The organism is Streptomyces sp. NPDC037273 (genome assembly GCF_055603625.1).
In genome coordinates this window covers 73,469-97,951 of sequence record NZ_JBVJVO010000002.1, presented here as the reverse complement: position 1 = coordinate 97,951, position 24,483 = coordinate 73,469, and the positions used below count along the sequence as shown (strand labels likewise).

At 72.4% G+C, this 24,483-nt stretch carries 24 protein-coding genes, 2 pseudogenes and 1 riboswitch; of the genes and pseudogenes, 12 read left to right on the top strand and 14 right to left on the bottom strand.

Annotated elements, in window-relative coordinates:
• Positions 1-2 precede the first annotated feature (2 nt).
• Positions 3-983, bottom strand: a complete 981-nt coding sequence (locus tag ACZ7G1_RS05665; RefSeq protein WP_470879243.1) for an aspartate carbamoyltransferase catalytic subunit — start codon at positions 981-983, stop codon at positions 3-5.
• An 86-nt stretch (positions 984-1,069) separates the two neighbouring features.
• Complete coding sequence (pyrR, locus tag ACZ7G1_RS05660) at positions 1,070-1,636, bottom strand: bifunctional pyr operon transcriptional regulator/uracil phosphoribosyltransferase PyrR (RefSeq protein ID WP_470879241.1); 567 nt, start codon at positions 1,634-1,636, stop codon at positions 1,070-1,072.
• Between the two features lie 245 nt (positions 1,637-1,881).
• Here pyrR and bldD point away from each other — a divergent pair, with 245 nt between their 5' ends.
• Positions 1,882-2,382, top strand: coding sequence for a transcriptional regulator BldD (bldD, locus tag ACZ7G1_RS05655; protein WP_017242229.1), 501 nt, complete (start codon positions 1,882-1,884; stop codon positions 2,380-2,382).
• Between the two features lie 272 nt (positions 2,383-2,654).
• Here bldD and ACZ7G1_RS05650 read toward each other — a convergent pair whose 3' ends face one another.
• The gene (locus ACZ7G1_RS05650) at positions 2,655-3,428 is read right to left on the bottom strand and encodes an isocitrate lyase/PEP mutase family protein (protein ID WP_470879951.1); all 774 of its coding nucleotides are present in this window, start codon (positions 3,426-3,428) and stop codon (positions 2,655-2,657) included.
• Positions 3,429-3,481: 53 nt separating this feature from the next.
• Positions 3,482-4,024, bottom strand: coding sequence for a carboxymuconolactone decarboxylase family protein (locus ACZ7G1_RS05645; RefSeq protein WP_470879916.1), 543 nt, complete (start codon positions 4,022-4,024; stop codon positions 3,482-3,484).
• A 47-nt stretch (positions 4,025-4,071) separates the two neighbouring features.
• Here ACZ7G1_RS05645 and pdxR point away from each other — a divergent pair, with 47 nt between their 5' ends.
• Positions 4,072-5,589, top strand: coding sequence for a MocR-like pyridoxine biosynthesis transcription factor PdxR (gene pdxR / locus ACZ7G1_RS05640; protein WP_470879918.1), 1,518 nt, complete (start codon positions 4,072-4,074; stop codon positions 5,587-5,589).
• Positions 5,590-5,997: 408 nt separating this feature from the next.
• Here pdxR and ACZ7G1_RS05635 read toward each other — a convergent pair.
• Positions 5,998-6,819 (bottom strand): annotated as a pseudogene (locus ACZ7G1_RS05635) (hypothetical protein); the annotation flags it as partial.
• A 115-nt stretch (positions 6,820-6,934) separates the two neighbouring features.
• Between ACZ7G1_RS05635 and ACZ7G1_RS05630 the strand changes: the two are divergent.
• Positions 6,935-7,234, top strand: a complete 300-nt coding sequence (locus ACZ7G1_RS05630) for a hypothetical protein (protein WP_470879920.1) — start codon at positions 6,935-6,937, stop codon at positions 7,232-7,234.
• Between the two features lie 18 nt (positions 7,235-7,252).
• Positions 7,253-8,437, top strand: a complete 1,185-nt coding sequence (locus ACZ7G1_RS05625) for a glutathionylspermidine synthase family protein (RefSeq protein WP_470879922.1) — start codon at positions 7,253-7,255, stop codon at positions 8,435-8,437.
• A gap of 3 nt (positions 8,438-8,440) precedes the next feature.
• Here the strand turns inward: ACZ7G1_RS05625 and ACZ7G1_RS05620 are convergent, their stop codons facing one another.
• On the bottom strand, positions 8,441-9,136 hold the full coding sequence (locus tag ACZ7G1_RS05620; protein ID WP_470879924.1) for a polysaccharide deacetylase family protein: 696 nt from the start codon (positions 9,134-9,136) through the stop codon (positions 8,441-8,443).
• A 124-nt stretch (positions 9,137-9,260) separates the two neighbouring features.
• The gene (gene rocD, locus ACZ7G1_RS05615; protein WP_470879926.1) at positions 9,261-10,466 is read right to left on the bottom strand and encodes an ornithine--oxo-acid transaminase; all 1,206 of its coding nucleotides are present in this window, start codon (positions 10,464-10,466) and stop codon (positions 9,261-9,263) included.
• 108 nt (positions 10,467-10,574) lie between these two features.
• Positions 10,575-10,665: riboswitch (ZMP/ZTP riboswitch) on the top strand.
• A 63-nt stretch (positions 10,666-10,728) separates the two neighbouring features.
• On the opposite strand from rocD, the gene ACZ7G1_RS05610 reads away from it, so the two are divergent.
• Positions 10,729-11,997 carry a serine hydroxymethyltransferase gene (locus ACZ7G1_RS05610; protein WP_470879928.1) on the top strand — a complete coding sequence of 423 codons (1,269 nt, stop codon included), beginning with the start codon at positions 10,729-10,731 and terminating at the stop codon, positions 11,995-11,997.
• 22 nt (positions 11,998-12,019) lie between these two features.
• On the opposite strand, the gene ACZ7G1_RS05605 is transcribed toward ACZ7G1_RS05610, so the two are convergent.
• Complete coding sequence (locus ACZ7G1_RS05605) at positions 12,020-12,814, bottom strand: hypothetical protein (protein ID WP_470879930.1); 795 nt, start codon at positions 12,812-12,814, stop codon at positions 12,020-12,022.
• Complete coding sequence (locus ACZ7G1_RS05600) at positions 12,807-13,403, bottom strand: RNA polymerase sigma factor (RefSeq protein WP_470879932.1); 597 nt, start codon at positions 13,401-13,403, stop codon at positions 12,807-12,809. The genes ACZ7G1_RS05605 and ACZ7G1_RS05600 overlap by 8 nt, the downstream gene beginning before the upstream one ends.
• A gap of 56 nt (positions 13,404-13,459) precedes the next feature.
• Here ACZ7G1_RS05600 and trpS point away from each other — a divergent pair, with 56 nt between their 5' ends.
• Both trpS and ACZ7G1_RS05590 read left to right on the top strand, forming a co-directional pair.
• Positions 13,460-14,473, top strand: a complete 1,014-nt coding sequence (gene trpS / locus ACZ7G1_RS05595) for a tryptophan--tRNA ligase (protein ID WP_470879933.1) — start codon at positions 13,460-13,462, stop codon at positions 14,471-14,473.
• A 91-nt stretch (positions 14,474-14,564) separates the two neighbouring features.
• On the top strand, positions 14,565-15,161 hold the full coding sequence (locus tag ACZ7G1_RS05590) for a 2'-5' RNA ligase family protein (protein WP_470879935.1): 597 nt from the start codon (positions 14,565-14,567) through the stop codon (positions 15,159-15,161).
• A gap of 147 nt (positions 15,162-15,308) precedes the next feature.
• Here ACZ7G1_RS05590 and ACZ7G1_RS05585 read toward each other — a convergent pair whose 3' ends face one another.
• Positions 15,309-16,064 (bottom strand): decaprenylphospho-beta-D-erythro-pentofuranosid-2-ulose 2-reductase, encoded by a 756-nt coding sequence (locus ACZ7G1_RS05585; protein WP_470879937.1) that lies wholly within the window; start codon positions 16,062-16,064, stop codon positions 15,309-15,311.
• 217 nt (positions 16,065-16,281) lie between these two features.
• Here ACZ7G1_RS05585 and ACZ7G1_RS05580 point away from each other — a divergent pair, with 217 nt between their 5' ends.
• Entirely contained in the window at positions 16,282-17,244 is a 963-nt protein-coding gene (locus tag ACZ7G1_RS05580) for a YihY/virulence factor BrkB family protein (RefSeq protein WP_470879953.1), read from the top strand.
• Here ACZ7G1_RS05580 and ACZ7G1_RS05575 read toward each other — a convergent pair.
• Positions 17,135-18,424: pseudogene (locus ACZ7G1_RS05575) on the bottom strand (D-alanyl-D-alanine carboxypeptidase family protein); the annotation flags it as partial. The gene ACZ7G1_RS05580 and the pseudogene ACZ7G1_RS05575 sit on opposite strands and share 110 nt — an antisense overlap.
• A 109-nt stretch (positions 18,425-18,533) precedes the next feature.
• On the opposite strand from ACZ7G1_RS05575, the gene ACZ7G1_RS05570 reads away from it, so the two are divergent.
• From ACZ7G1_RS05570 to ACZ7G1_RS05560, 3 genes are all read left to right on the top strand, one after another.
• Positions 18,534-18,788: an SCO4848 family membrane protein gene (locus ACZ7G1_RS05570; RefSeq protein WP_470879939.1), complete on the top strand. Its 255-nt coding sequence runs from the start codon at positions 18,534-18,536 to the stop codon at positions 18,786-18,788.
• A gap of 24 nt (positions 18,789-18,812) precedes the next feature.
• A complete protein-coding gene (locus tag ACZ7G1_RS05565) occupies positions 18,813-20,078 on the top strand; it encodes a metallophosphoesterase (protein ID WP_470879941.1) in 1,266 nt (421 codons plus the stop codon).
• Between the two features lie 196 nt (positions 20,079-20,274).
• Entirely contained in the window at positions 20,275-21,828 is a 1,554-nt protein-coding gene (locus ACZ7G1_RS05560) for an ABC transporter substrate-binding protein (protein WP_470879943.1), read from the top strand.
• A 12-nt stretch (positions 21,829-21,840) separates the two neighbouring features.
• Here the strand turns inward: ACZ7G1_RS05560 and ACZ7G1_RS05555 are convergent, their stop codons facing one another.
• From ACZ7G1_RS05555 to ACZ7G1_RS05545, 3 genes are all read right to left on the bottom strand, one after another.
• Complete coding sequence (locus tag ACZ7G1_RS05555) at positions 21,841-22,602, bottom strand: TetR/AcrR family transcriptional regulator (protein WP_470879945.1); 762 nt, start codon at positions 22,600-22,602, stop codon at positions 21,841-21,843.
• Between the two features lie 10 nt (positions 22,603-22,612).
• Positions 22,613-23,005 (bottom strand): thiol-disulfide oxidoreductase DCC family protein, encoded by a 393-nt coding sequence (locus ACZ7G1_RS05550; RefSeq protein ID WP_470879947.1) that lies wholly within the window; start codon positions 23,003-23,005, stop codon positions 22,613-22,615.
• A gap of 94 nt (positions 23,006-23,099) precedes the next feature.
• Positions 23,100-23,534: a hypothetical protein gene (locus ACZ7G1_RS05545; RefSeq protein WP_470877716.1), complete on the bottom strand. Its 435-nt coding sequence runs from the start codon at positions 23,532-23,534 to the stop codon at positions 23,100-23,102.
• Between the two features lie 138 nt (positions 23,535-23,672).
• Between ACZ7G1_RS05545 and ACZ7G1_RS05540 the strand changes: the two genes are divergently transcribed.
• Positions 23,673-24,449 carry an alpha/beta fold hydrolase gene (locus tag ACZ7G1_RS05540; RefSeq protein ID WP_470877717.1) on the top strand — a complete coding sequence of 259 codons (777 nt, stop codon included), beginning with the start codon at positions 23,673-23,675 and terminating at the stop codon, positions 24,447-24,449.
• Positions 24,450-24,483: the final 34 nt, after the last annotated feature.

Here is a 24,483-nt window from a genome sequence, read left to right as displayed (position 1 = left end):
GGTTACTTCGTCTCCTCGGTACGGGTGTGGCTGACGGCGGACTCGTTGCCGCCCAGAAGCAGGTAGAGGACCGCCATGCGGACGGAGACGCCGTTGGCGACCTGCTCGACGACCGTGCAGCGGTCGGAGTCGGCCACCTCGGCGGTGATCTCCATGCCGCGGACCATGGGGCCGGGGTGCATGACGATGGCGTGTTCGGGCATCTTCGCCATCCGGTCGCCGTCGAGCCCGTACCGGCGCGAGTACTCGCGCTCGGTGGGGAAGAAGGCGGCGTTCATCCGCTCGCGCTGCACACGCAGCATCATCACCGCGTCGGACTTCGGCAGCACCCTGTCGAGGTCGTACGAGATCTCGCAGGGCCAGGTCTCGACGCCGACGGGGACCAGGGTCGGCGGGGCCACCAGGGTGACCTCGGCGCCGAGGGTGTGCAGCAGGTCGACGTTGGAGCGGGCGACGCGGCTGTGCAGGACGTCGCCGACGATCGTGATGCGCTTGCCGGCCAGGTCCTGGCCGAGGCCCTCGTCGCGGCCGACCAGGCGGCGGCGCATGGTGAAGGCGTCCAGGAGGGCCTGGGTGGGGTGCTGGTGGGTGCCGTCGCCGGCGTTGATGACGGGGGCGTCGATCCAGCCGGAGGTGGCCAGGCGGTACGGGGCACCGGAGGCGCCGTGCCGGATGACGACCGCGTCGACGCCCATGGCCTCCAGGGTCTGCGCGGTGTCCTTGAGGGACTCGCCCTTGGAGACGCTGGAGCCCTTGGCCGCGAAGTTGATGACGTCCGCGGAGAGGCGCTTCTCGGCGGCCTCGAAGGAGATCCGGGTGCGGGTGGAGTCCTCGAAGAAGAGGTTGCAGATGGTCCGGCCGCGCAGGGTCGGCAGCTTCTTGATGGGCCGGTCGGCCACCCGGGCCATCTCCTCGGCGGTGTCGAGGATCTGGACGGCGTCGTCGCGGGTGAGGTCGGCGGCCGAGATGAGGTGACGCATCATCGGGGTGTCTCTCCGTGGTGGGGAGGTGTGCGGACATGCGGGGGCGCAGGGGGGTGCCCTGGGCCCCGCGGGGGAAGCCGGTCCGGCTAGGCGGCGGGCCTGGAGCCGAGCAGCACGGTGTCGCGACCGTCCTCCTCGGCGAGCTGGACCTTGACCGTCTCCCGCAGCGACGTGGGGAGGTTCTTGCCGACGTAGTCGGCGCGGATCGGAAGTTCGCGGTGGCCGCGGTCGACGAGGACCGCGAGCTGGACGGCGCGCGGGCGGCCGATGTCGCCGAGGGCGTCGAGGGCGGCGCGGATGGTGCGGCCGGAGAAGAGGACGTCGTCGACGAGGACGACGAGGCGGCCGTCGACGCCGTCACCGGGGATCTCGGTACGGCCGATGGCCCGGGCGGGCTTCAGCCGGAGGTCGTCCCGGTACATGGTGATGTCGAGCGAACCGACCGGGACCTTGGTGCCGGTGATCGATTCGAGCTTCTCGGCGAGCCGGCGGGCGAGGAAGACGCCGCGGGTGGGGATGCCGAGGAGGACCACGTCGTCGGCGCCCTTGGCGCGCTCGACGATCTCGTGGGCGATGCGGGTGAGGACCCGCGCGATGTCGGGGGCCTCGAGGACGGGCCGGGCGTCATCGCTGTACTGCTGCTGGGTGTCCATGAAAAACGGACCTCCTTCTCCGCCTCACGGGACGGTTCTTAAAGGACGTCGGAATTGCGCCGTTCACTTTACCAGGGCTGGACGGCCGCGACGCGCGCACCCCGGTCGCCGCTCCGCGCGCGGTCCCCCGGGAGGGGGCGGTACGGACCATTCGGCTTGACGGGAAAGAGTAACGCTGCGTAACCTCACAGTGAGTTACCAGCCGCGCGGCGCAGCCGCATGTCGTCACAGCGTCCGGGAGCGTTATGTCCAGCGAATACGCAAAGCAGCTCGGGGCCAAACTCCGTGCCATCCGCACCCAGCAGGGTCTGTCGCTCCACGGGGTGGAGGAGAAGTCCCAGGGCCGCTGGAAGGCCGTCGTGGTCGGCTCGTACGAGCGTGGTGACCGCGCGGTGACCGTGCAGCGTCTTGCCGAGCTGGCCGACTTCTACGGGGTGCCGGTGCAGGAGCTCCTGCCGGGCACGACCCCGGGTGGCGCCGCCGAGCCGCCGCCGAAGCTGGTTCTGGACCTGGAGCGCCTGGCGCACGTCCCCCAGGAGAAGGCCGGCCCGCTCCAGCGCTACGCGGCGACGATCCAGTCGCAGCGCGGCGACTACAACGGCAAGGTGCTGTCGATCCGCCAGGACGACCTGCGCACGCTCGCCGTCATCTACGACCAGTCCCCCTCGGTCCTCACCGAGCAGCTGATCAGCTGGGGCGTCCTGGACGCGGACGCGCGCCGCGCGGTCGCCCACGAGGACAACTGACCTCTCACGAGGCCACAGCAGAAACGTACCGCCGGGGCCGGGGGGGGGGGGGGGGGGGGAGGGGGGGGGGGGGGGGGGGCGGGGGGGGGGGGGGGGGGGGGGGGGGGGGGGGGGGGGGGAGGGGGGGGGGGGGGGGGGGGGGGGGGGGGGGGGTGGGGTGGCTTCTCTCTTCTTTTTTCTGTCTTTTTTTTTGGGGGTGTGGGGGGGGGGGGGGGGGGGGGGGGGGGGGGGAGACACCCCCCCCCCCCCCCCCCCTCTTCCGCCCCCGCGCCCTACAGTCCGTCCCCGGCGCGCAGCCTCGTCGCGAGCGCCGACACGTCGTCGAGCGCGCGCAGCAGCAGTCCGTCCCCGAAGGTCACCCGCGTGGCGCCGGCGCGCCCGAGCTCGGCGAAGGACGGTCCGCCGGGAACGGCGAGGACGTTGAGCGGGAGGGAGCCGAGCGCGGCCCGGAGGGCGGGCAGATCGGCGAGGGGCGCCGCGATCGGATAGACGCAGTCCGCACCCGCGGCGGCGTACAGCCGGGCGCGGTCGACGGCGGCCGCGGCCGGTTCGGGGACGCGGCGGATGTAGACGTCCACGCGGGCATTGACGAAGAGCGACGGGTCCGCCGCCCGTACCTCCGCGAGGAACTCCGCCTGCGCCTCGGGGTCCTTGAGTACGCGCCCGGGCCCGCTGTCCTCCAGGTTGACGCCGACCGCCCCGGATTCCCGTACGCGCTCCACGAGTTCGGCCGCCGGAAGTCCGTAACCGCCCTCCAGGTCGGCCGTCACGGGGACCGACACCGACCGGACGATCCGGGCCACGGCCGCGAACATCTCCTCCGCGGGCGTGGCACCGTCCTCGTAACCGAGCGACGCGGCGATCCCGGCGCTCGGAGTGGCGAGCGCGGGGAAGCCGGCCGCCTCGAAGGCCCGCGCGGTGGCCACGTCCCAGGGACCGGGCAGGACGAGCGGGTCGCCGGCTGCGCGGCCGTGATGCAGGGCGCGGAGGGCAGAGCCGGCCGCGGGGCGGGTCGCGGCCCCGTCGCTCCCGGCCACAGGGAGCATCGCGGCCCCGCCGGAGCCGGTCACGGGGAGGTCAGGGGCGTCGGAGGTGCCGGTCATGCGGAGCGGGGGGTGTAGTGGCCGGGGACCATGCGGGTGGTGACGCCGATGCGGTTCCAGGCGTTGATCGTGATGACCGCGGCGATGACCCGGGCGAGTTCGGTCTCGGAGAAGTGCGCGGCGGCGTGGGCGTACACGTCGTCGGGGACGAAGCCGTCGGTGAGGACGGTGACGGCCTCGGTGAGGGCGATCGCGGCGAGTTCGCGTTCCGTGTAGAAGTGGCGGGATTCCTCCCAGGCGGAGAGCTGGACGATCCGCTCGACGGTCTCGCCCTCGGCGAGCGCGTCCTTGGTGTGCATGTCCAGGCAGAAGGCGCAGTGGTTGATCTGCGAGGCCCGGATCTTGATCAGGTGGTACAGGGTCGGGTCGACGTCCTTCGCGGCGGCCGCCTCGACGCGGAGCATGGCCCGGTAGAACTCGGGGTGGAGTTCGGCCAGGGCGAGCCGGGGGGTGTGCTCGTGGGCGTACTCCCCGGAGTTCCCGTGAGCGGCGGCGGTGGTCTCGGCGGCGGGCGCGGTGCGCGGGGTCGTGGTCGTCATACCGATCACCGTACGAGCCCTGTGGCGCACGAGTATGGTCCATTTACATGGCGAACGAGTGGGCCACTTTCGGGGCCGATCTGCACCTGGACCTGCGCGGCCCCCGGCTGCGCGCCGGACTCATGGAAGCCCTGCGGGAAGCCGTGCGCAGCGGACGCCTGGAGGCGGGCACCCGACTGCCCTCCTCCCGGTCCCTCGCCGCCGACCTCGGCATGGCCCGCAACACCGTCGCCGACGCCTACGCGGAGCTGGTCGCCGAGGGCTGGCTCACGGCCCGCCAGGGCTCCGGCACCCACGTCGCCCGCCGAGCCGCCCTGCGCAAGCCCGCGACCCCCGGCGCCCGCCAACCGTCCCGCACCGCCGGGACCCCCGGCGCGACCCCCGGCGCCCGCCCGGCGACCCGTACCACCCGGCCCCCCGACCCCGGCCGTACTCCCTCCGCACCGGCGGCCACGCGGCGACCCGGGGTCCCCGCCCACAACCTCAAGCCCGGCACCCCCGACCTCGCCTCCTTTCCGCGCGCCGAGTGGCTGAAGGCGTACCGGTGGGCGCTCACGGCGGCACCCAACGAGGCCTTCGGGTACGGCGATCCGCGCGGCCGGATCGAACTGCGCACCGCGCTGGCCGAGTACCTCTCGCGGGCACGGGGTGTGCACGCGCGGCCCGAACGGATCATGATCTGTTCGGGGTTCGTGCACGGGCTGATGATGATGGGCGAGGTGCTGCGGCGCCGGGGCGTGCGGGCCGTCGCGGTCGAGTCGTACGGCCTTGACGTCCATACGGGGCTGCTCGAACGGGCCGGTCTGGGGACGCCGCCGCTGCCGTACGACGAACGGGGGACGTGCGTCGAGGAGTTGGCGGGGGAGGGGCCGGCGGGGGCCGGTGCCGGTGCCGTGCTGATGACCGCTGCCCACCAGTTCCCGCTGGGCGGTGCGCTGCCGCCGGACCGGCGGGCGGCGGTGGTGGACTGGGCGCGGGCGTCGGGCGGCTTCGTCCTGGAGGACGACTACGACGGCGAGTTCCGGTACGACAGGCAACCCGTGGGCGCGCTCCAGGGACTTGAGCCGGAGCGCGTGGTGTACCTGGGCACCGCGAGCAAATCGCTGGCCCCGGGGCTGCGCCTGGCGTGGATGGTGGTGCCGGAGGAGCTGATGGGGGAGGTGGTGGCGGCGAAGGGGGCCGCGGACTGGGCGTCGAGCGCCCCCGACCAACTGGCCTTCGCCGAGTTCCTCTCCTCGGGGGCGTACGACCGGCACGTACGCGCCAGCCGCCTCCGCTACCGGCGCCGCCGCGACCAACTGGTGGCCGCGGTGGCCACCCACTCCCCCGCGACCCGCGTCAGCGGCATCGCCGCCGGCCTCCACGCGGTCCTCACCCTCCCACCCGGCACCGAACAAGACGCCCTCCGCGCCGCCGCCTGGCACGGCCTCGCCCTCCAAGGCCTCAACGAATTCCGCCGCCCCACCATCCCCCCCACCCTCGACGGCCTCGTCGTCGGCTACGCCACACCCCCCGACAGCGCCTGGCAGAACGCCCTCCAGACCCTCTGCCGCGTCCTCCCCTGAGCGGGGGCGCGAGAAGGCCCCGCCGGGCCAGTCGATCCCGCGCCCGGTGCGCCGCTTGAGGCTGCGCCTCAGCCGGCGCCCGGCCCTGAGCCTGAGGCGGCGTCCGGGCCCGTGTCCGGGCCTGCGTCTGCGCCCGGCCCCGCACCCGAGGCAGCGCCCGGCCCCGCACCCGGGCGCCGTCCTGGGCGCGGCGCCCGGCCCTGAGCCTCAGGCGGCGTCCGGGCCCGTGTCGGGGTCTGCGCCTGGCCCCGCGCCCGGGGCCGCGCCTGGTCCCGCGCCCGGGGCCGCGCCTGGTCCCGCGCCCGGGGCCGCGCCTGGTCCCGCGCCCGGCCCCGCACCGGGCCCCGCACCCGGCGCCGCGCCCGGCCCCGCAGCCGACCCCGCCCCCGGCGACGCCCTAGTCCCCGCCCCCGTGTCCGTGTCTGCCGCTGGGGGTTCGCCGAAGCGGGCGAGGGTGAGGGAGCCGGCTACGGCTACGGCGAAGCCGGTGAGGGCTAGCCAGGAGAGGCCGTCGCGGGTGCGGTCGCCGAGCCAGACGACGCCGACGATGGCGGGGCCGATGGTTTCGCCGAGGACGGCGCCGGCGGTGGCGGTGGTGACGGAGCCGCGTTGGAGGGCGGAGGTGAGGAGGAGGAAGGCGGAGGCGCCGCCGACGAGGAGGGCGTACCAGACGGGGTCGGTGAGGTCGAGGCCGTCGATGAGGCGGACGGCGACCTCGACGACGCCGAAGCCGAAGCCGGCGCCGAGGCCGAGGAGGAGGGCGCGGGAGCGCTGGGGGAGGCGGCCGGCGAGGAAGCCGAGGAGGAGGACGCCGAAGGAGACCGCGAGGAGGGCCCAGCGGAGGGCGTCGGAGCCGTTGCGGTGGCCTTCCTTGCCGGAGGCGAGGGCCAGCATGGCGAGCCCCGCGCAGACGACGGCGACGGCGAGCCACTCGACGCGCTTGAGCCGGACGCGGAGCACCCGGGAGGCGATGACGGCGGTGACGGCGAGGCTGGCGGCGAGGGCCGCGCCGACGACGTAGATGGGCAGGGTCCGCAGCGCGACGATCTGGAGGACGAAGCCGAGGGCGTCCATGCCGAGGCCGGCGATATAGCGCCACTGGCGCAGGGCCCGCCACATGAGTGCGACGTCGACGCCGCCGCCCGTTCCCGGTTCGGCGGCCCGCGCCGCGACCGCCTGGAACACCGAGGCCGCGCCGAAGCACACGGACGAGGCAAGCGCACAAATCATCCCGAGAAGCACGAAACGACTCTAGGTGCTGCGGCCGGAAATCACCGGCCTACACTGTGCGGTCGCGAAGGCCGCGACCGTGACGGCCGCGACCGCGAAGGGGAGGGCGACGGAGATGCGCAGGCTCAGGTCGAGCACGGTGGTGCTCGGTGGGATGGGTGTGCTCGCGGCGACGATCACCGCGTGCGGTGCGGATCCGGACCGGCGGTGCGTGGACCCGCTGACCCGCGAGGAGCTGCCGAGCTACCGGTGCGAGAGCGGCGGCGGAAGCGACGACGACAACGGCAGCGGCACGCATCGGGGCTCGTACTACTACGGCGGCTCCGTCCGCGACAAGAAGGTCAGCGGCGGCAGCTTCGACAAGACCGCCGTCGACACCGGCGGCTTCGGCTGCTCCGGTACCGGCGGCGGCTGAGGCGGGCGGCGCGACACCATGGAACGGCACACCGTCGAACCCCGCCCGGACTGGCAGCGGACGGTCGAGGAGCAGGGGCTCGTCTACCCGCTGACCCGCTACCCGGACGGCTCGCTGCGCCCGTACTGGGACGAGAGCGCGTACTACTCGTTCACGCTGCCCGAGGTCGAGGCGCTGGAGGAGGTCGTCGAGGAGCTGCACGGGATGTGTCTCGCGGCGGCGGCGCACATCGTCGAGCGGGACCGGTTCGCCGAGCTCGGGATCACCGACCCGAAGCTGGCGGGCCTGGTCGCCGAGTCGTGGCACCGGCGTGCGGAACTCCCTTCCCTCTACGGCCGGTTCGACCTGCGCTACGACGGTACGGGTCCGGCGAAGATGCTGGAGTACAACGCCGACACGCCCACCTCGCTGGTGGAGGCGGCGAGTCCGCAGTGGTTCTGGATGGAGGAACGGTTCCCCGGAGCCGACCAGTGGAACTCGCTCCACGAGCGGCTCGTCGAGGCCTGGAAGCGGCAGGCGCACCTGCTGCCGCCGGGCCCGCTGCACTTCGCCCATTCGGACGGCGACGAGCTCGGCGAGGACCTGATGACGGTGGCGTACCTGCGGGAGACCGCGCAGCAGGCCGGTCTGGAGACCGAGGCGCTGTCCGTCGAACGGATCGGCTGGGACCGGCTCTCGGGCCGCTTCGTCGACGACCGGCTCCGCTTCATCCGCAGCTGCTTCAAGCTCTACCCGTGGGAGTGGCTGACCACCGACCGCTTCGGCCGGCACGTCCTCGACACCCTCGACAACGGCGGCGGCACCGGCACCACCTGCTGGATCGAACCCGCCTGGAAGATGCTGCTCTCCAACAAGGCGCTGCTGGCGATCCTGTGGGAGCTGTACCCCGGCCACCCCAATCTGCTGCCCGCCTATCTCGACGGGCCGCGCGAACTCGCCGCGACCACCGGCTGGGTCGCCAAGCCGCTGCTCGGCCGCGAGGGCGCTGGCGTCACCCTGCACGAGGCCGGCACGGAGCCGTTCGCGCGGGACGGGGAGGCCTGCTGCTACCAGGCGCTGGCCCCGCTGCCCGACTTCGACGGCAACCGGGTGGTGCTCGGCGCGTGGGTCGTCGAGGACGAGGCGGCGGGGCTCGGGATACGGGAGTCGGCGGGGCTCGTCACCGACGAGTACGCCCGCTTCCTCCCGCACGTCATCCTGTAGCGGCTACTCGGGGACGTACTCGCGGAGCGGCGCGGGCTTCAGGCCGGCCGCCTCGGCGAGGTCGAGGGCCCGCTTGAGGTCCTGCGTCACCGTCTCGTTGAAGTGCAGCAGGATGATGTCGCCGGCCTTGAGCCGCGGGGCCTGCGGGGTCCACTGGCCCCAGGTGGTCAGGTCGTAGGTCCAGGTGACCAGGGCCTTCGCCCCGCACTGGCGTGCGGTGGTCCGGGTCGTGCCGTCGTAGGTGCCGTACGGCGGGCGGAGCAGCCGCGGGCCGTCGCCGAACTGCGCGAGGTGCTGGTCGCGGGCGCCGCACACCTCCGCCTTCTGGCCGGCCGCGTCGAGCGTGGTGAGGTCGGGGTGGTTGACGGTGTGGTTCTCGACGCGGGAGCGGCCCTGGTTCAGCAGGTTGTGGAAGTAGCCGGAGTCGTACGAGTACGCGCCCGGGAGCAGGAACAGCGAGGCGGGGACCCGGCGGTCGAGCAGCAGCTGCGCCGCCGCGGGGTCGTGGTTCCAGCCGTCGTCGATGGTGATGAAGACGACCGGGTCGGTGGTCTCGATGTGGGAGACCACCGGGACGGGCTCGGGCCAGGCCGCCCCGGTGGCGGCGTGCGCGGGTCCCGTGACCGCGCCGAGGAGCGCGAGCGGGACGAGGGCGGCGAGCGCGGCACGCACGGCGTGACGCAGACGGAGTCTCGGCATGGCCGCATCATTGGCCTAGACCAACTGCCGTGTCAATGGTCCGAGTTGCCCCACCACGCCGTTGCCCCACCGCGCCCCACCGCGCCCCGCCACGCACCACCGCACCCGACCGCACCGCCGCCCGTCACTCCGACAGGACGGCCCTCAACTGCTCCAGACCCCAGTCGAGGTCCTCCTTCGAGATGACCAGCGGCGGGGCGATCCGGATGGTCGAACCGTGGGTGTCCTTCACGAGCACGCCGCGCTCCATCAGCCGCTCGGAGATCTCGCGGCCCGTGCCGCGGGACGGCACGATGTCGACACCGGCCCACAGGCCGCGCCCGCGCACCGCCTCCACCGCGCCGCCGCCGACGAGCAGCCCCAGCTCGGCGTGCAGATGCTCGCCCAGCTCCGCCGCCCGCTCCTGGTACTCGCCGGTCCGCAGCATCGCGATCACCTCCAGGGCGACCGCGCAGGCCAGCGGGTTGCCGCCGAAGGTCGAGCCGTGCTCGCCTGGCCGGAACACCCCGAGGACCTCGCGGTCGGCGACGACCGCCGACACCGGCACCACGCCACCGCCCAGCGCCTTCCCCAGGACGTACACATCGGGCACCACGCCCTCGTGCTCACAGGCGAACGTCCGGCCCGTGCGGCCCAGGCCCGACTGGATCTCGTCCGCCACGAACAGCACGTTCCGCCGGCGCGTCAGCTCCCGCACCCCGGCCAGATAGCCGGCCGGCGGGACCAGGACGCCCGCCTCGCCCTGGATCGGTTCGAGCAGCACCGCCACCGTGTTCTCGGTGACGGCCGCCTCCATCGCCGTCAGGTCCCCGTACGGGACGATCTCGAAGCCCGGCGTGTACGGCCCGAAGTGGTCGCGCGCCTCGTGGTCCGTGGAGAAGCTGACGATCGTCGTCGTCCGGCCGTGGAAGTTGTTCGCCGCGACCACGATCTTCGCGTGCCCGTCCGGCACGCCCTTCACCTCGTACCCCCACTTCCGGGCGGTCTTCACCGCCGTCTCGACGGCCTCCGCCCCCGTGTTCATCGGGAGCACCGCCTCCTTGCCGCACAGGTCCGCGAGCTGCGCGCAGAACTCGGCGAAACGGTCGTGGTGGAACGCCCGGGACGTCAGCGTCACCCGCTCCAGCTGCGCCTTCGCGGCGTCGATCAGGCGCCGGTTGCCGTGCCCGAAGTTGAGCGCCGAGTAGCCGGCGAGCATGTCGAGGTAGCGGCGGCCCTCGACGTCGGTCATCCAGGCCCCGTCCGCCGAGGCGACGACGACCGGAAGGGGGTGGTAGTTGTGCGCGCTGTGCGCGTCCGCGGCAGCGATCGCGTCTTCTGTTCTCGACACGGGATCTCCGTTCGTCCTGCGGCTCGGGGGGTGCGTGTGGCCCCCTTCCTATCGTCGCTCGGATGCCGGACGGGGAAACCTCGGCGACGGCGCGCCAGCTACCCTGGAGACACGCGCGGCGACTGGCGTACGGGGAAGCGACCCCGGGGGAGCCGCGCGCGCTCCACCACACGAGGTGCCGCTCGCCTGGGCATCACGGGCCCTGGTCCCGTGCGCACCTCAGCCCCGGGACCGTTCCTGCCGAACGCCCGGAGGACACGACATGACCACCCCGCAGCAGCACCCCGCGCTCACCGCCGCCGACCCCGAACTCGCCGCCCTCGTCGGCGCCGAGGAACGGCTCCAGGGCGAGACCCTGCGCCTCATCCCCAGCGAGAACTACGTCTCCGCCGCCGTGCTCGAAGCCTCCGGCACCGTCCTCCAGAACAAGTACAGCGAGGGCTACCCCGGCCGCCGCTACTACGAGGGCCAGCAGAACATCGACCAGGTCGAGACCCTCGCCATCGAGCGCGCCAAGGCCCTCTTCGGCGTCGACCACGCCAACGTCCAGCCCTACTCGGGCTCCCCGGCCAACCTCGCCGTCTACCTCGCCTTCGCCCAGCCCGGCGACACCGTCATGGGCATGGCCCTGCCGATGGGCGGCCACCTCACCCACGGCTGGGGCGTCTCCGCCACCGGCACCTGGTTCCGCGGCGTCCAGTACGGCGTCCGCCACGACACCGGGCTCGTCGACTTCGACGAGGTCCGCGAACTGGCCCTCAAGGAACGCCCCAAGGTCATCTTCTGCGGCGGCACCGCACTGCCCCGCACCATCGACTTCGCCGCCTTCGGCGAGATCGCCCGCGAGGCCGGCGCCGTCCTGGTCGCCGACATCGCCCACATCGCCGGCCTCGTCGCGGGTGGCGCGCACCCGTCCCCGGTCGGGCACGTGGACGTCATCTCCACCACCACCCACAAGACCCTCCGCGGCCCGCGCGGCGCCATGCTGATGTCCACCGAGGAGCACGCCAAGGCCCTCGACAAGGCCGTCTTCCCCGGCCTCCAGGGCGGCCCGCACAACCAGACCACCGCCGCCATCGCCGTCGCCCTGCGCGAGGCCTCCCAGCCCTCCTTCCGCGACTACGCCCACGCCGTCGTCGCCAACGCCAAGGCCCTCGCCGAGGCGCTCCTCGCCCGCGGCTTCGACCTGGTCTCCGGCGGCACCGACAACCACCTGATCCTGATCGACCTGACCCCCAAGCAGGTCCCCGGCAAGATCGCCGCGAAGGCCCTCGACCGGGCGGGCATCGTCGTCAACTACAACACCGTCCCCTACGACACCCGGAAGCCCTTCGACCCCTCCGGCATCCGCATCGGCACCCCCTCCCTCACCTCCCGCGGCCTCCGCACCGAGCACATGGCCCAGGTCGCCGAGTGGATCGACCGCGCCGTCGCCGCCGCCGGCACCGGCGACGAGGACGCCCTCCACACCATCCGCGCCGAGGTCTCCGACCTCCTGTCCGCCTTCCCGGCCCCCGGCCTCCCGTCCTGACGCGCGGCCCCCGCGGAGGCGGTCAGCCGATCGACTCCGCCGTGCGGCGGGCCCGCTCGCGGTCCGGTATGCCTTCCAGGCGGAAGGTGAGCGTGCCCGAGTTCCTGGTCCAGAGGAGCGTGGGGCCCGCCGTGCGGACCTGGTGGGTCCAGACCGTGCCCGAGGCGTCGGTGAGGGGGAAGGTCAGCAGGTGCGGGGTGGCGAACCAGTAGGCCTGGGCGCCGTCCGGGAGGTCGACCCACTGCGGCTGGGTGGTGACCTCCTTCGCGAAGCCGAGGTCCAGCCGGGCCGGGAACTCGTCGAGCCGGACCGTCCGCTCCCCCTCGCGCCAGCACAGGCTGATCACCGCCCGGCCGCTCTCGGCCGACCCGGTCACCACGACGGCGTCGGGCTCGCCGAGGGCGCCGGGTATCACCGGCTCGAAGCCGGCCAGGCGCGCGGCCTCCGCCGGTGACACCGAGCCGGGGCAGCCCGGCACCGCCCCCGCGGACGGGACGCGCTCCCCGCCGGGGTCGTACCGCACGGCGACCCCGCCGAAGCCGAACCACTCCGCGACCGCCGCCCGGACCGGAGGCGTCAGGACGAGCACGATCAGCACACCGGTCAGCGCCGCCACCAGCGCGCGCCACCGCTCGCGCGCCCACCCGCGCACCGATGCCCACCAGACCACCCGGACCGGTGGCGGCACGGGCGTGGGCACCCGCTCGGCGAGGAGCTGGGCGAGCACCCGCTCGGCCATCGTCTCGCCGTCCACGTCCGGCACCCGCAGCCGCCGTCCCAGCTCCCTCAGCTCGTCCGGCAGATCCTCGTCAGCCACGCTCCCCACCTCCTTCCCGGCCTTCCGTCAGCTCCCGTCCCAGCTTCTTCAGCGCCCGGCTCAGCCGGGACTTCACCGTCCCCCGCGGCCAGCCGAGGGCCAGCGCCGTCTCCGTCTCGTCCAGCTCCAGGAGATACCGGTGGATCACCACCTGCCGGTGGTCGTCGGCGAGCCCGTCCAGCGCCTCCCAGAGCCGCCGGCTCCGCTCCCGCTCCTCGGCCGCGACCGCCGGGTCCGCCGACTCCGGTATCAGCGGCTCGGCCCCCAGCAGATCCGCCTCGCGGTCGTGGACGGCACGCTGCCGGCCCGCCGACCGCACTGTGTTCCTGGTCTCATTGGCGACGATCCGCAGCAGCCACGGCCGGAACGCCGAGCCCTCCCGGAACCGCCCGAGCGACCGGTACGCCTTGAAGAACGCCTGCTGCACCACGTCCTCGGCCTCCGGACCCGCGCCGCACGCCACAGCGGCCCTCAGCGCCACCGCCGTGTGCGCGCGGACCAGCTCCGCGTACGCCTCCGGCTCTCCGGCGCGCACCCGGGCGATCACCACGGCCTCGTCGTCGACCAGGCCCCCCTCCCGCGTCCTCACACTCTTGATACACCGGTCGACGGGGATCGGTTCCCACACCTGAGAGAATGATGTGCATGGCCTCTGACAGTCCCCGCGTGCTCTCCGGAATCCAGCCCACCGCAGGCTCGTTCCACCTCGGCAACTACCTCGGCGCCGTCCGCCAGTGGGTCGCTCTCCAGGAGACCCACGACGCCTTCTACATGGTCGTCGACCTGCACGCCATCACGGTCCCGCAGGACCCCGCCGAGCTGCGCGCCAACACCCGGCTCGCCGCCGCCCAGCTGCTCGCGGCCGGTCTCGACCCGGAGCGCTGCACCCTCTTCGTCCAGAGCCACGTGCCCGAGCACGCGCAGCTCGGCTGGGTCATGAACTGCCTCACCGGCTTCGGCGAGGCCTCCCGCATGACCCAGTTCAAGGACAAGTCCGCCAAGCAGGGCGCCGACCGCGCCACCGTCGGCCTCTTCACGTACCCGATCCTCCAGGTCGCGGACATCCTGCTCTACCAGGCCAACGAGGTCCCGGTCGGCGAGGACCAGCGCCAGCACATCGAGCTGACCCGCGACCTCGCGGAGCGCTTCAACGGCCGCTTCGGCGAGACGTTCACGATCCCCAAGCCGTACATCCTCAAGGAGACGGCGAAGATCTTCGACCTCCAGGACCCGACGATCAAGATGAGCAAGTCGGCGTCCTCGCCGAAGGGCCTGATCAACCTCCTGGACGACCCGAAGGCCACCGCGAAGAAGGTCAAGAGCGCGGTCACCGACACCGACACGGTGATCCGCTTCGACCCGGAGAACAAGGCCGGCGTCTCCAACCTGCTCACCATCATGTCCACGCTCACCGCCACCTCCGTCGAGGACCTGGAGAAGAGCTACGAGGGCAAGATGTACGGCGCGCTGAAGACGGATCTGGCCGAGGTCATGGTGGACTTCGTCACGCCGTTCCGGACCCGCACCCAGGAATACCTGGACGACCCGGAGACGCTGGACTCGATCCTGGCCAAGGGAGCGGAGAAGGCGCGGGCCGTGGCGGCGGAGACGCTGGCGCAGGCCTACGACCGGCTGGGCTTCCTGCCCGCCAAGCACTGAGTCCAAGGACCCTGGCCACAAGGGTGGTGCAGGCCGCACACTGGCGGCTGCACCACCACACACCTTTCGACCGACGACGGAGGAGAACGACGTGGGGACCGTAACGCTCGGCGTTTCGATCGCGGTCCCGGAGCCCTACGGCAGCCTGCTCCAGGAGCGGCGCGCCGGCTTCGGGGACCCTGCCGCGTACGGCATCCCCACGCACATCACCCTCGTCCCGCCGACCGAGGTCGACGAAGAGCGCCTGCCGGCCATCGAGGCGCACCTGGCCGGTGTCGCCGCCGAGCACCAGCCGTTCCCGGTGCGCCTCGAAGGCACCGGCACCTTCCGCCCGCTCTCGCCGGTCGTCTTCGTCAAGGTCGAGGAGGGCGAGCCCCACTGCCACCGCCTCCAGCACGCGATCCGCGACGAGGCCGGGCCGCTGGTGCGCGAGCTCCAGTTCCCGTACCACCCGCACGTCACCGTGGCGCACGGCATCTCCGAGGAGGGGATGGACCGGGCGTTCGAGGAACTCGCCGGCTACGAGGCCGCCTGGACCTGCCGCTCCTTCGCCCTCTACGAGCAGGGCCCGGACGGCGTCTGGCGCAAGCTGTACGACTACCAGTTCGGCAGCGGCCGCCCCATCCCGGCCGTCCCCGCCCAGGGCGGCCGCCCGGTCGACGCCCCGACCGCCACGCCCACGGGCTGACCCGCCCCGCCCGGCGATCCCCCGCCCGGGCCGTCACCCGCACCCGTACAGCGACCGTCACGCCCCGCGCCGACCGTCACGCCCCGCGCGCCGACCGTCACGCCCCCGCGGCCACCGACCCCCGCGCCCACCGCGACCCCCGCGCCCTCACACCGCCAGGCGGCGGAGCAGCGGCCTCGGGGCATGGCGTACGGCCGTCATGACCACGCGGAGCGCGCCGGGGGCCCAGATCGTCTCCGAGCGGCGGCGCAGGCCCAGTTCGATGGCGCCGGCGACGGCGTCGGGGGTGGTCGCGAGCGGGGCGGGGGTGCGGCCGGCGGTCATCCGGGAGCGGACGAAGCCGGGGCGTACGACCATGACACGCGCGCCCGTGCCGTGCAGCGCGTCCCCGAGGCCCTGGGCGAAGACGTCGAGACCGGCCTTCGAGGAGCCGTAGATGAAGTCGGTGCGGCGGGCCCGCTCGCCCGCGACCGAGGAGAGCACGACGAGCGTGCCGTGCCCCTGCGCCTGGAGGGCGCCCGCGCACACCAGGCCCGAGGAGACGGCGCCCGTGTAGTTGGTCTGGGCGACCCGGACGGCGGCCACCGGGTCGGACTCGTCGCGCGCCTGGTCGCCGAGGACGCCGAAGGCGAGCAGCACCATGTCGACGGGGCCCTCGGCGAAGACCTTGCCGAGCCGTTCCTCGTGCGACTCGGTGTCGAGCGCGTCGAACGGCACCGTGTGCACCTCGGCCCCGAGCCGGCGCAGCGAGTCCGCCGCGGCCGCCAGGGCGGGGGAGGGGCGGCCGGCCAGCCAGACCGTCCGGGTGCGCCGCGCGATCATCCGGCGGGCGGTGGCGAGCCCGATCTCGGAGGTGCCGCCGAGGACGAGCAGGGACTGCGGGAGGCCGGAGGCGTCCTTCATGGTGGGTGCTCCTCAGAGGGCGGGACGGCGGGAAGGGTCCGGGCCGGGCACCGACCGGGGTCGATCACGACGGCCATGGGGGTGACCGTATAGGCGCCTCTGTCGCATTTGGCGGTATTGCTCCGGGATGTCGGTCGCGGTTCTGCGCGCCACGGCGGGGGATTCTCGTACACGGCTCAACTCACGGATCGAACCGACCAAGGGGCACACGTACGACATGGACTGGCTGACCAAGCTCCCCGTCATCGGCCCCGTGGTCACCCGCCTCATGCGGACCCACGCCTGGCGCTCGTACGAGACCCTCGACGAGGCGCACTGGAGCCGCCTCGCCGCCGCGATCACCTTCCTGTCCTTCCTCGCCCTCTTCCCGCTGATCACCGTCGCCGCCGCGATCGGCGCCGCGCTGCTCACCGACGACCAGCTCGACCGCATCGAGAAGAAGATCGGCGACCAGGTCCCCGGCATCTCCGACCAGCTCGACATCGGCGCACTGGTCGACAACGCCGGCACCGTCGGACTCGTCGCCGGCGCCGTGCTGCTCGTCACCGGCATCAGCTGGATCGGCTCCATGCGGGAGTGCCTGCGTGCGGTGTGGGGCCTCGACGACATCGAGGGCAACCCGATCCTGCTCAAGGGCAAGGACGGGCTCATCCTCATCGGCCTCGGCGGCGTCGCCCTCTGCTCGCTCGCCGCGTCCTGGCTCGGCTCCACCGCCGTCGGCTGGAGCGCCGACCGGATCGGCATCTCCGGCCAGGGCGCCGGCGGCTTCTTCCTCCAGGCCGCCGCCGTCCTCGTCGCCGTCGTCGCCGACTTCCTGATTCTGCTGTACGTCCTGACGCTGCTGCCCGGCGTCCACCCGCCCCGCCGCCGGCTCGTCGTCGCCGCGCTCATGGGCGCGGTCGGCTTCGAACTCCTCAAGCTCCTGCTCGGCGGCTACATGAAGGGCATCGCGGCGAAGTCGATGTACGGGGCCTTCGGCGTCCCCGTGGCCCTGCTCCTCTGGATCAACTTCACCGCGAAACTCCTGCTGTTCTGCGCCGCCTGGACGGCTACGGGTTCCCGCCGGAACCCGGATCCTTCGACTCCTCCCGAGGAGCGTCCGCCGGGTCCTGACCGGCAGGCCCGGCCTGACCCCGACGACGCAGCGTCCCCGACGCGGCCAGCGGCCAACGGCGGTTGACGAGGAACACCGCGCCCGCCAGGAGCACCAGCACCCCGCCCGCCACACCGAGCGCGATCCCGACCCCACCGGACTTCTCCGCGGCCGCCGTCTCCACCGGCGCGTTCTTGCCGGGCGCCGGGGCCGGCGCCGTACCGTCGTCCGGCGCCGCCGACTCCGTACGCGCCGACCGCGGCGGCACCAGCTCGCCCACCGGGGTCACCTTCCCCGACGCGGCGAAGCCCCAGTCGAGCAGCCGGGCCGTCTCCCGGTACACCGCGTGCTGTTCCTTCGAGGACGGGTTCATGACGGTGACGAGCAGCACCTTGCCGTTCCGCTCGGCGACACCCGTGAACGTCGCCCCCGCGTGCGTGGTGTTGCCGTTCTTCACCCCGGCGATCCCCGGGTACGGGGCGACCCCCAGGTCACCGGTGAGCAGCCGGTTCGTGTTCTGGATCTCGAACGTCTCGCGCTTCTTGCCCGGCTTCGCCTCCCCGGGGAACGCGGCGCGGGTCGTGGAGGCGTACTCGCGGAAATCCGCCTTCTGCATGCCGCTACGGGCGATCAGTGTCAGGTCGTACGCCGACGACACCTGGTTCGGGGCGTCGTACCCGTCCGGCGACACCACGTGCGTGTCGAGCGCCTGCAGCTCGGCCGCCCGGTCGTTCATGTCCGTCACGGTCTGCCGCAGACCGCTGTTCATGCTGGTCAGCACGTGTACGGCGTCATTGCCCGAGCGCAGGAAGACCCCGAGCCACAGGTCGTGCACGCTGTACGTCTGCTTCTCCTTGATCCCGACCAGGCTGGAGCCCTCTCCTATGCCCGCCAGGTCCTGGCTCGTCACCAGGTGGTTCTGCGTCCTCGGGAACTTCGGCAGCAGCGTGTCCGCGAACAGCATCTTCAGCGTCGAGGCCGGCGCCAGCGGCCAGTGCGCGTTGTGCGAGGCGAGCACCGCCCCCGTCTCCGCGTCCGCGACGATCCACGACCGCCCCGACAGCTCCTTCGGCAGCACCGGAGCCCCCGGCCCCAGCTTCACCTGCGTCCCCGGCAGCCCCAACAGCTGCCCACCCACCTTGGACATCGCCGCAGGCGGCTTGGGCTGCTTGTCCTTCTCATCCGCCCACGCGGGCGACCCGCCCATCACAACCGGCAACAACACGGCAGCAGCGACCGCACACGCGGTCTTCCTCGAAGCAGACACGGTCGAGAACGTACCTCCCCCCGCCCCCGATCCGAACCCCACCCGGCTCTTCCCCCCCTCCCCTCCACCCGGACGCGGGCCCGGAGCGGCGCACGGTGATACTGAGCCCATGAAGCTCAGCCGCCGCATCTCCTGGTTCCTGCTCGCCTTCGGCGTGTGGAGCTGGTTCATCTGGATCACCTTCGTCAAGAACCTCTGGAAGGACGGGAGCGGTCTCGCCTTCGACGACGCCGGCGACCCGACGGCCTACTTCTGGGTGCATCTGCTGCTCGCCGTCACGTCCTTTGTCCTGGGGACGGTGATCGGGGTGATCGGGTTGCGTGGTGTGCGGGCCGTGCGGCGCGACGGTGATCACAGCGCCTGAGTTCGGATAGAGGGGGTTCGGGCCGTGGTGGCGTTCGTGTTGGTGCTGGTCGTGGTGTTGGGGCTGCTGGGGCTGGTCCATTGGTATGTGTGGCGGCGGCTGGTGCGGGATGTCAGCGTGCCGGGGGGTGTGGGGCGCCGGGTGGGGACGGCGGTGCTGGTGGTTCTGCCGCTGTTGTCGGTCGGTGCGCTGGTGGCGGGGCGGGCGGGGGCGCCGTTCTGGCTGGAGCGGGTGGTGGCGTGGCCGGGGTTCCTGTGGCTGGCCGTGCTGCTGTACGTGGTGTTGGCGCTGGTCGTGGGGGAGGCCGTGCGGCCGCTGCTGCGGCGGTGGCTCGCGCGGCGGGCGGAGGCGGAGGCGATGGCGACGGCGAAGGTGACGGCGCTCGCGGAGCCCGAGGCCGAGGCCGAGGCCGAGGCCGTGCCCGTGCTGATGGCAGAGCCGGCCGTGTCGGAGCCCGGTGAGGTGTCGCGGCGGTTGTTCGTGTCGCGGGTGGTGGCGGGGTCGGCGGCGGCCGTGGCGGTGGGGACGGTGGGGTACGGGACGTACGGGGTGATGCGGGGGCCGAGGCTGAAGAGGGTCACGGTTCCGCTGGCGAAGGTGCCGAGGGCGGCGCATGGCTACCGGATCGCGGTCGTGTCCGACATTCATCTCGGGCCGATCCTGGGGCGGGCGCACACGCAGCGGATCGTGGACACGATCAACTCGGCGCAGCCGGATCTGATCGCTGTGGTCGGTGACCTCGTCGACGGGACGGTGGAGGACCTCGGCAGCGCGGCGGAGCCGCTGGCCCGGCTCAGGGCGCGGCACGGCTCGTTCTTCGTGACGGGGAACCACGAGTACTTCTCGGGGGCGGACGCGTGGGTCGACCATGTGCGGGAGCTCGGGCTGAGGCCGTTGCGGAACGAGCGGGTGGAGATCGCGGCGGGGTTCGACCTCGCGGGTGTCGACGATGTGGCGGGGGAGCGTGAGGGGCAGGGGCCCGATTTCGCGCGGGCGCTCGGGGACCGGGACCGGGCGCGGGCGGCCGTCCTCCTGGCGCACCAGCCGGTCGTCGTCCACGACGCGGTGCGGCACGGGGTGGACCTGCAGTTGTCCGGGCACACGCACGGCGGTCAGCTGTGGCCCGGCAACTTCCTCGCGGACCTGGCGAACCCGACGGTCGCGGGTCTTGAGCGGTACGGGGACACGCAGCTGTACGTGTCGCGGGGCGCGGGGGCGTGGGGGCCGCCGGTGAGGGTGGGGGCGCCGTCGGACATCACGATCGTCGAACTCGCCTCGAAACAGGCGTAATCGGGCCTCGTCACTCCGTGCTCCGAGGTCGATACGTGCTGCTCATCGACTTAAATTCTCATATCCCGGACATATACCTGTGGTGTGAAAGTTTTCTCTTCCACTTGTGAAATACGTGTGATGGGATGACGCCATCGCGGCGTGGATCGGGGGGTTCGTCGCTTCTGGGGTGGCACCAAATGAAGGAAGCACGGCAATGCGGTCGACGGTCCGTCTGCGGATCCTCATCACTTGTGGAGTACTGGTGGCCGCCGGAGTGGGGGGCTGGCAACTCCTGCCCTCCGACGACGGCAGGACCGATCCGATCAGCGTCGGCACGACCGACGAGGTGACTTCACTGGACCCGGCCGGCGCCTATGACGCCGGTTCCTGGGCCATGTACAGCAACGTCTTCCAGTCGCTGCTGACGTTCAAGCCGGGCTACAGCGCGCCGGTTCCGGACGCCGCCGAGAGCTGCAAGTTCGTGGGCACCAAGCTCACCACGTACCAGTGCACGCTCCGCGACGACCTCTCGTTCTCCAACGGCCGCAAGGTGACCGCCGAGGACGTCAAGTACTCCTTCGAGCGCATGCTGCGGATCAAGACGGACGTCGGCCCGCAGCCGCTGTTCCCGACGCTGAAGAACGTCTCGGCCGAGGGCCGTACCGTCACCTTCCACCTGAGCGGCCGGGACGCCACGTTCCCGCTGAAGGTGGCCACGGGCGCCGGTTCGATCGTCGACCGCGACAAGTACCCGGCCGACCGGCTGCGCACCGACCTCACGGTCGACGGCTCGGGGCCGTACGTGCTCAAGGAGTACAAGGAGGGCGAGTCCGCCCGTCTGGAGCCCAACCCGAAGTACCGGGGTGCGATCACCAAGGCCGGCGGCCCGGTCGTCGTGAAGTACTTCGGCCAGTCCGCCGAGCTCGCCGCCGCGTGGAAGGCGAAGCAGGTGCAGGTGACGCACCGGCAGCTTCCGCCGGAGTACCTGTCGACCCTGGAGACCGGCGACGGCACCCGGGTCACGGAGGCGGAGAGCGCCGAGATCCGCAACATCAACTTCAACGTGCGGCCCGGCTCGCCGATGGCGAACAAGGCCGTACGGCAGGCCATCGCGGCCGTCATCGACCGCCCGGCGATCACCACCGGCGCGTACAAGGGCACGGTCGAGCCGCTGTACTCCCTCATCCCGCAGGGCTTCGTCGGGCACAGCACCGCGTTCTTCGACGTCGACCCGGAGCCGAACGCCGCGAAGGCGAAGCGGATCCTGCGGGCCGCCGGCATCACGACGCCGGTGAAGTTCACGTACGGCTACCGCAAGGACGCCGTCTACGCCGCCGAGACCGCCGAGATCAAGCGGCAGCTGGAGGAGACCGGCCTCTTCGAGGTCGAGGTCGTCGAGGCCGACTGGAAGAGCTTCCAGAAGGGGTACGCGCGCGGCGCCTACGACGTCTACCCGGTCGGCTGGCTCCCCGACTTCCCGGACTCCGACAGCTTCACCGCGCCGCTCGTCGGCACGGAGAACACCCTGCACAACGGTTTCTCCAGCAAGCGGATCGACGCGCTGATCTCCGCGACCCAGCAGTACAGCGACCGCTCGCGCGCCACCGGGGACTTCCGGGAGATCCAGAACGTGGTCGCCTCCGACGTCCCGCTGGTCCCGCTGTGGCAGAAGAAGGACTACGTCCTCTCCACGGAGACCGTCGCCGGCTCCCAGTACCTCACGGACGGCACCGGCATCTGGCGCCTGTGGGAACTGGCCTGGATCTGATCCGGCCGGTCCCTACGCGGACGGCGGCTTCGGGTTGGCCCGCTTGGGCTTGCCCGAGGCCGCCATTCCGGCTGCCGTGGGCATGAAGTCGGAGAGGAGCTCGTGGGTCTCCTTGACCAGCGGGCGCAGGATGCGGAAGCGGGAGAGGGAGATCGCGCGGGCGGTGACCGGCGCGAGGCGCTCCACGAGACGCCGGCTGTTCGCGGCGCCCTCGGAGCGGTCGTAGACCCAGAACAGGACGAGGCCCATCTGCTGGAGCCACAGCAACTGGGGGAGGGCTTCCCTCAGTTCCGGGTCGACCTTCACGGACGCGCCGGAGATGACCCGCCTGTGGACCTCGATCGCGGCCTCGCGGGGGCCTTCCGACTCGGGGGAGAAGGGGCTGAGCGGGCTGTCGGGGTCGGCGGCGTTCTTGAAGAACTGGGACGCGAACTCGTGGTACGGCTCCGCGATGTCAAGCCAGCCGAGGTAGACACCGCGAATGCGGGCCGTGAGGTCCTTCTCGTCGCCGGTCAGGATGGGCTCGACGGCCGCCTGGTGCTCCTCGGCGATCCGGTCGTAGAAGCCCTGGACGAGGTGCTCCTTGGACGAGAAGTAGTAGTACGCGTTGCCGACGGAGACCCCGGCCTCCTGGGCGATGGCCCGCATGGTCGTCTTGTCGTAACCGCGCTCCTTGAACAGCCGGAGCGCGGTCTCGAGGATGAGCGTGCGGGTCTGCTCGCTCTTGGGGGCCTTCTTGTCCTCGGCCTTGGTCTCTTCGTTCACGTCCTTCACGGGGCCGAGCCTAGCCGGGCGGACCGGGTGACTCGCAGTGCCCGTCCGCGCAGGACGGCCCCTTGAGCGCGGCCCGCCACTTCGCGGCGGCGAGGACCGTGGCCCGGGCGAAGGGCTGCCCGGCGGGCGTCGCGAGCCAGTGGGCCATGGCCCGGTGCTCGGCGAGCGCCCAGAGGCAGACGATCCAGGCGGCGGTGTCGCCGTAGACCTGGCCCCGGTCGCCGACCACGGTGATCTCCCGCAGGGTGGCGGCGTGGTCGAGCTCCGGGAAGCGCCGCCGCGCCTCCTGCGATCCGGCGGGTACGAGGTCGAGCGGTACGAGCTGCCGCTGGCGCAGCAGCCAGTGCCTGAGGTGCACGCAGAGCGGGCAGTCGGCGTCGTAGAGCACGGTGAGGTGTCCCACGGGGGTGACGGGGCCGGTCGGGGCCGCCCCCGGCGCGGGGGCCGGGGCCGGGGTCGGAGCCGGGTTCTGCCCGGTCGGGGGCCGCACGGCGGTCTCAGGCCTGGGGGGCCGGCGGGGCCCAGGGGCCGGGCTTGGGGGCGGTGGTCCAGCCCTGGGGGCGGACGGGCGGCACCTGTTCGCGCTCCATGACACCGCGGCGGCGGATCTTGTTGAGCACGTAGACGTTGCCGAGGTGCATCACGCCGAGGACGAGGAGGACGACTCCGAGCTTGACGGAGAGGGCCTCGAAGAGGGCGCGGGCGTCGAGGACGGCGGCGTCCTGGCTCAGGTAGAGCGCGACGAAGCCGAAGTTGACGAGGTAGAAGCCGACCACGAGGAGGTGGTTGACGGCGTCCGCGAGCTTCTCGTTCCCGTGCAGGACGTCCGCGAGGAAGACCTTTCCGTTGCGGCTGAGCGTCCGGGCGACCCAGATCGTGAGGGCCACGCTGATCAGCAGGTAGGCGATGTACGCGACGACAGTGAGGTCCATGCCCCACCCTCCCTTGAACACGTTCAAAAGCTGACGGGCATGACTGTAGACCTATCTTTGAACGTGTTCAAGTAGAGGGCGGAACGCAGGTGGAATACCTGATGGCGGCCGGTCCCGGGGGCACGTAAGGTCACGTCAATGACGCTCTCTCATGATCTGGCCGGAACCGGCCCCTCGACCGTCGTCCTGCTGCACTCCGGGGTCTGTGACCGCCGCATGTGGGACGGACAGTTCTCCGCCCTCGCCGAGGCCGGACACCGGGTCGTCCGCTGCGACCTCCGCGGCTTCGGCGAAAGCCCGATGGACGCCGCGCACACCCACGCCGACGACGTACGGGACCTGCTCGACCACCTCGGCGCCGACAGCGCCGTCGTCGTCGCCTCCTCCTTCGGCGGCCGGGTCGCGCTGGAACTCGCCGTCCGTCACCCCGACCGCGTGACCGCCCTCGCCCTGCTCGCCTCCGGCATACCCGGCATGGAACCGAGCGCCGAACTCCGCGCCTGGGGCGCCCGCGAGGACGCGCTCATCGAGGCGGGCGACCTCGACGCGGCCACCGAGCTCAACGTCGACACCTGGCTCGGCCCCGAGGCCGACGAGGACGACCGTGCCTTCGTCCGCGCCGCGCAGCGGCACATCTTCGACGTCCAGCTCGCCGCCCCCGAGTCGAACCACCCCGTCAACCCCGGGGTCACCAAGGACGAGATCGCCGGCATCCAGGTGCCCGCCCTCGTGGCCGTCGGCGCCCACGACCTGCCCGACTTCCGGGCCGTCTCCGCCGAACTCGTAAGCCTCCTCCCCGCCGCCCGCCCCCTCCTGGAACTCGACTGGGCCGGCCACCTCCCCGCCATCGAACGCCCGGAGGAGACTGCCCGCCTCCTCACCGAGTTCCTGGCGGATCTGAAGGTCTCCGCCTAGCTCCCGGACCGGGCCGTCCGGCTCCCGGAGCGGC

Bases quoted from the DNA above. Each gene is read 5' to 3' on its own strand.
- pyrR (WP_470879241.1), bottom strand. From the start codon at position 1,636: ATGGACACCCAGCAGCAGTACAGCGATGACGCCCGGCCCGTCCTCGAG.
- ACZ7G1_RS05620 (WP_470879924.1), bottom strand. From the start codon at position 9,136: ATGCCGAGACTCCGTCTGCGTCACGCCGTGCGTGCCGCGCTCGCCGCC.
- ACZ7G1_RS05630 (WP_470879920.1), top strand. From the start codon at position 6,935: ATGCGCAGGCTCAGGTCGAGCACGGTGGTGCTCGGTGGGATGGGTGTG.
- bldD (WP_017242229.1), top strand. From the start codon at position 1,882: ATGTCCAGCGAATACGCAAAGCAGCTCGGGGCCAAACTCCGTGCCATC.
- ACZ7G1_RS05540 (WP_470877717.1), top strand. From the start codon at position 23,673: ATGACGCTCTCTCATGATCTGGCCGGAACCGGCCCCTCGACCGTCGTC.
- ACZ7G1_RS05585 (WP_470879937.1), bottom strand. From the start codon at position 16,064: ATGAAGGACGCCTCCGGCCTCCCGCAGTCCCTGCTCGTCCTCGGCGGC.
- ACZ7G1_RS05610 (WP_470879928.1), top strand. From the start codon at position 10,729: ATGACCACCCCGCAGCAGCACCCCGCGCTCACCGCCGCCGACCCCGAA.
- ACZ7G1_RS05570 (WP_470879939.1), top strand. From the start codon at position 18,534: ATGAAGCTCAGCCGCCGCATCTCCTGGTTCCTGCTCGCCTTCGGCGTG.
- pdxR (WP_470879918.1), top strand. From the start codon at position 4,072: ATGGCGAACGAGTGGGCCACTTTCGGGGCCGATCTGCACCTGGACCTG.
- ACZ7G1_RS05645 (WP_470879916.1), bottom strand. From the start codon at position 4,024: ATGACGACCACGACCCCGCGCACCGCGCCCGCCGCCGAGACCACCGCC.
- ACZ7G1_RS05560 (WP_470879943.1), top strand. From the start codon at position 20,275: ATGCGGTCGACGGTCCGTCTGCGGATCCTCATCACTTGTGGAGTACTG.
- ACZ7G1_RS05545 (WP_470877716.1), bottom strand. From the start codon at position 23,534: ATGGACCTCACTGTCGTCGCGTACATCGCCTACCTGCTGATCAGCGTG.
- ACZ7G1_RS05580 (WP_470879953.1), top strand. From the start codon at position 16,282: ATGGACTGGCTGACCAAGCTCCCCGTCATCGGCCCCGTGGTCACCCGC.
- ACZ7G1_RS05625 (WP_470879922.1), top strand. From the start codon at position 7,253: ATGGAACGGCACACCGTCGAACCCCGCCCGGACTGGCAGCGGACGGTC.
- ACZ7G1_RS05665 (WP_470879243.1), bottom strand. From the start codon at position 983: ATGATGCGTCACCTCATCTCGGCCGCCGACCTCACCCGCGACGACGCC.
- ACZ7G1_RS05650 (WP_470879951.1), bottom strand. From the start codon at position 3,428: ATGCTCCCTGTGGCCGGGAGCGACGGGGCCGCGACCCGCCCCGCGGCC.
- trpS (WP_470879933.1), top strand. From the start codon at position 13,460: ATGGCCTCTGACAGTCCCCGCGTGCTCTCCGGAATCCAGCCCACCGCA.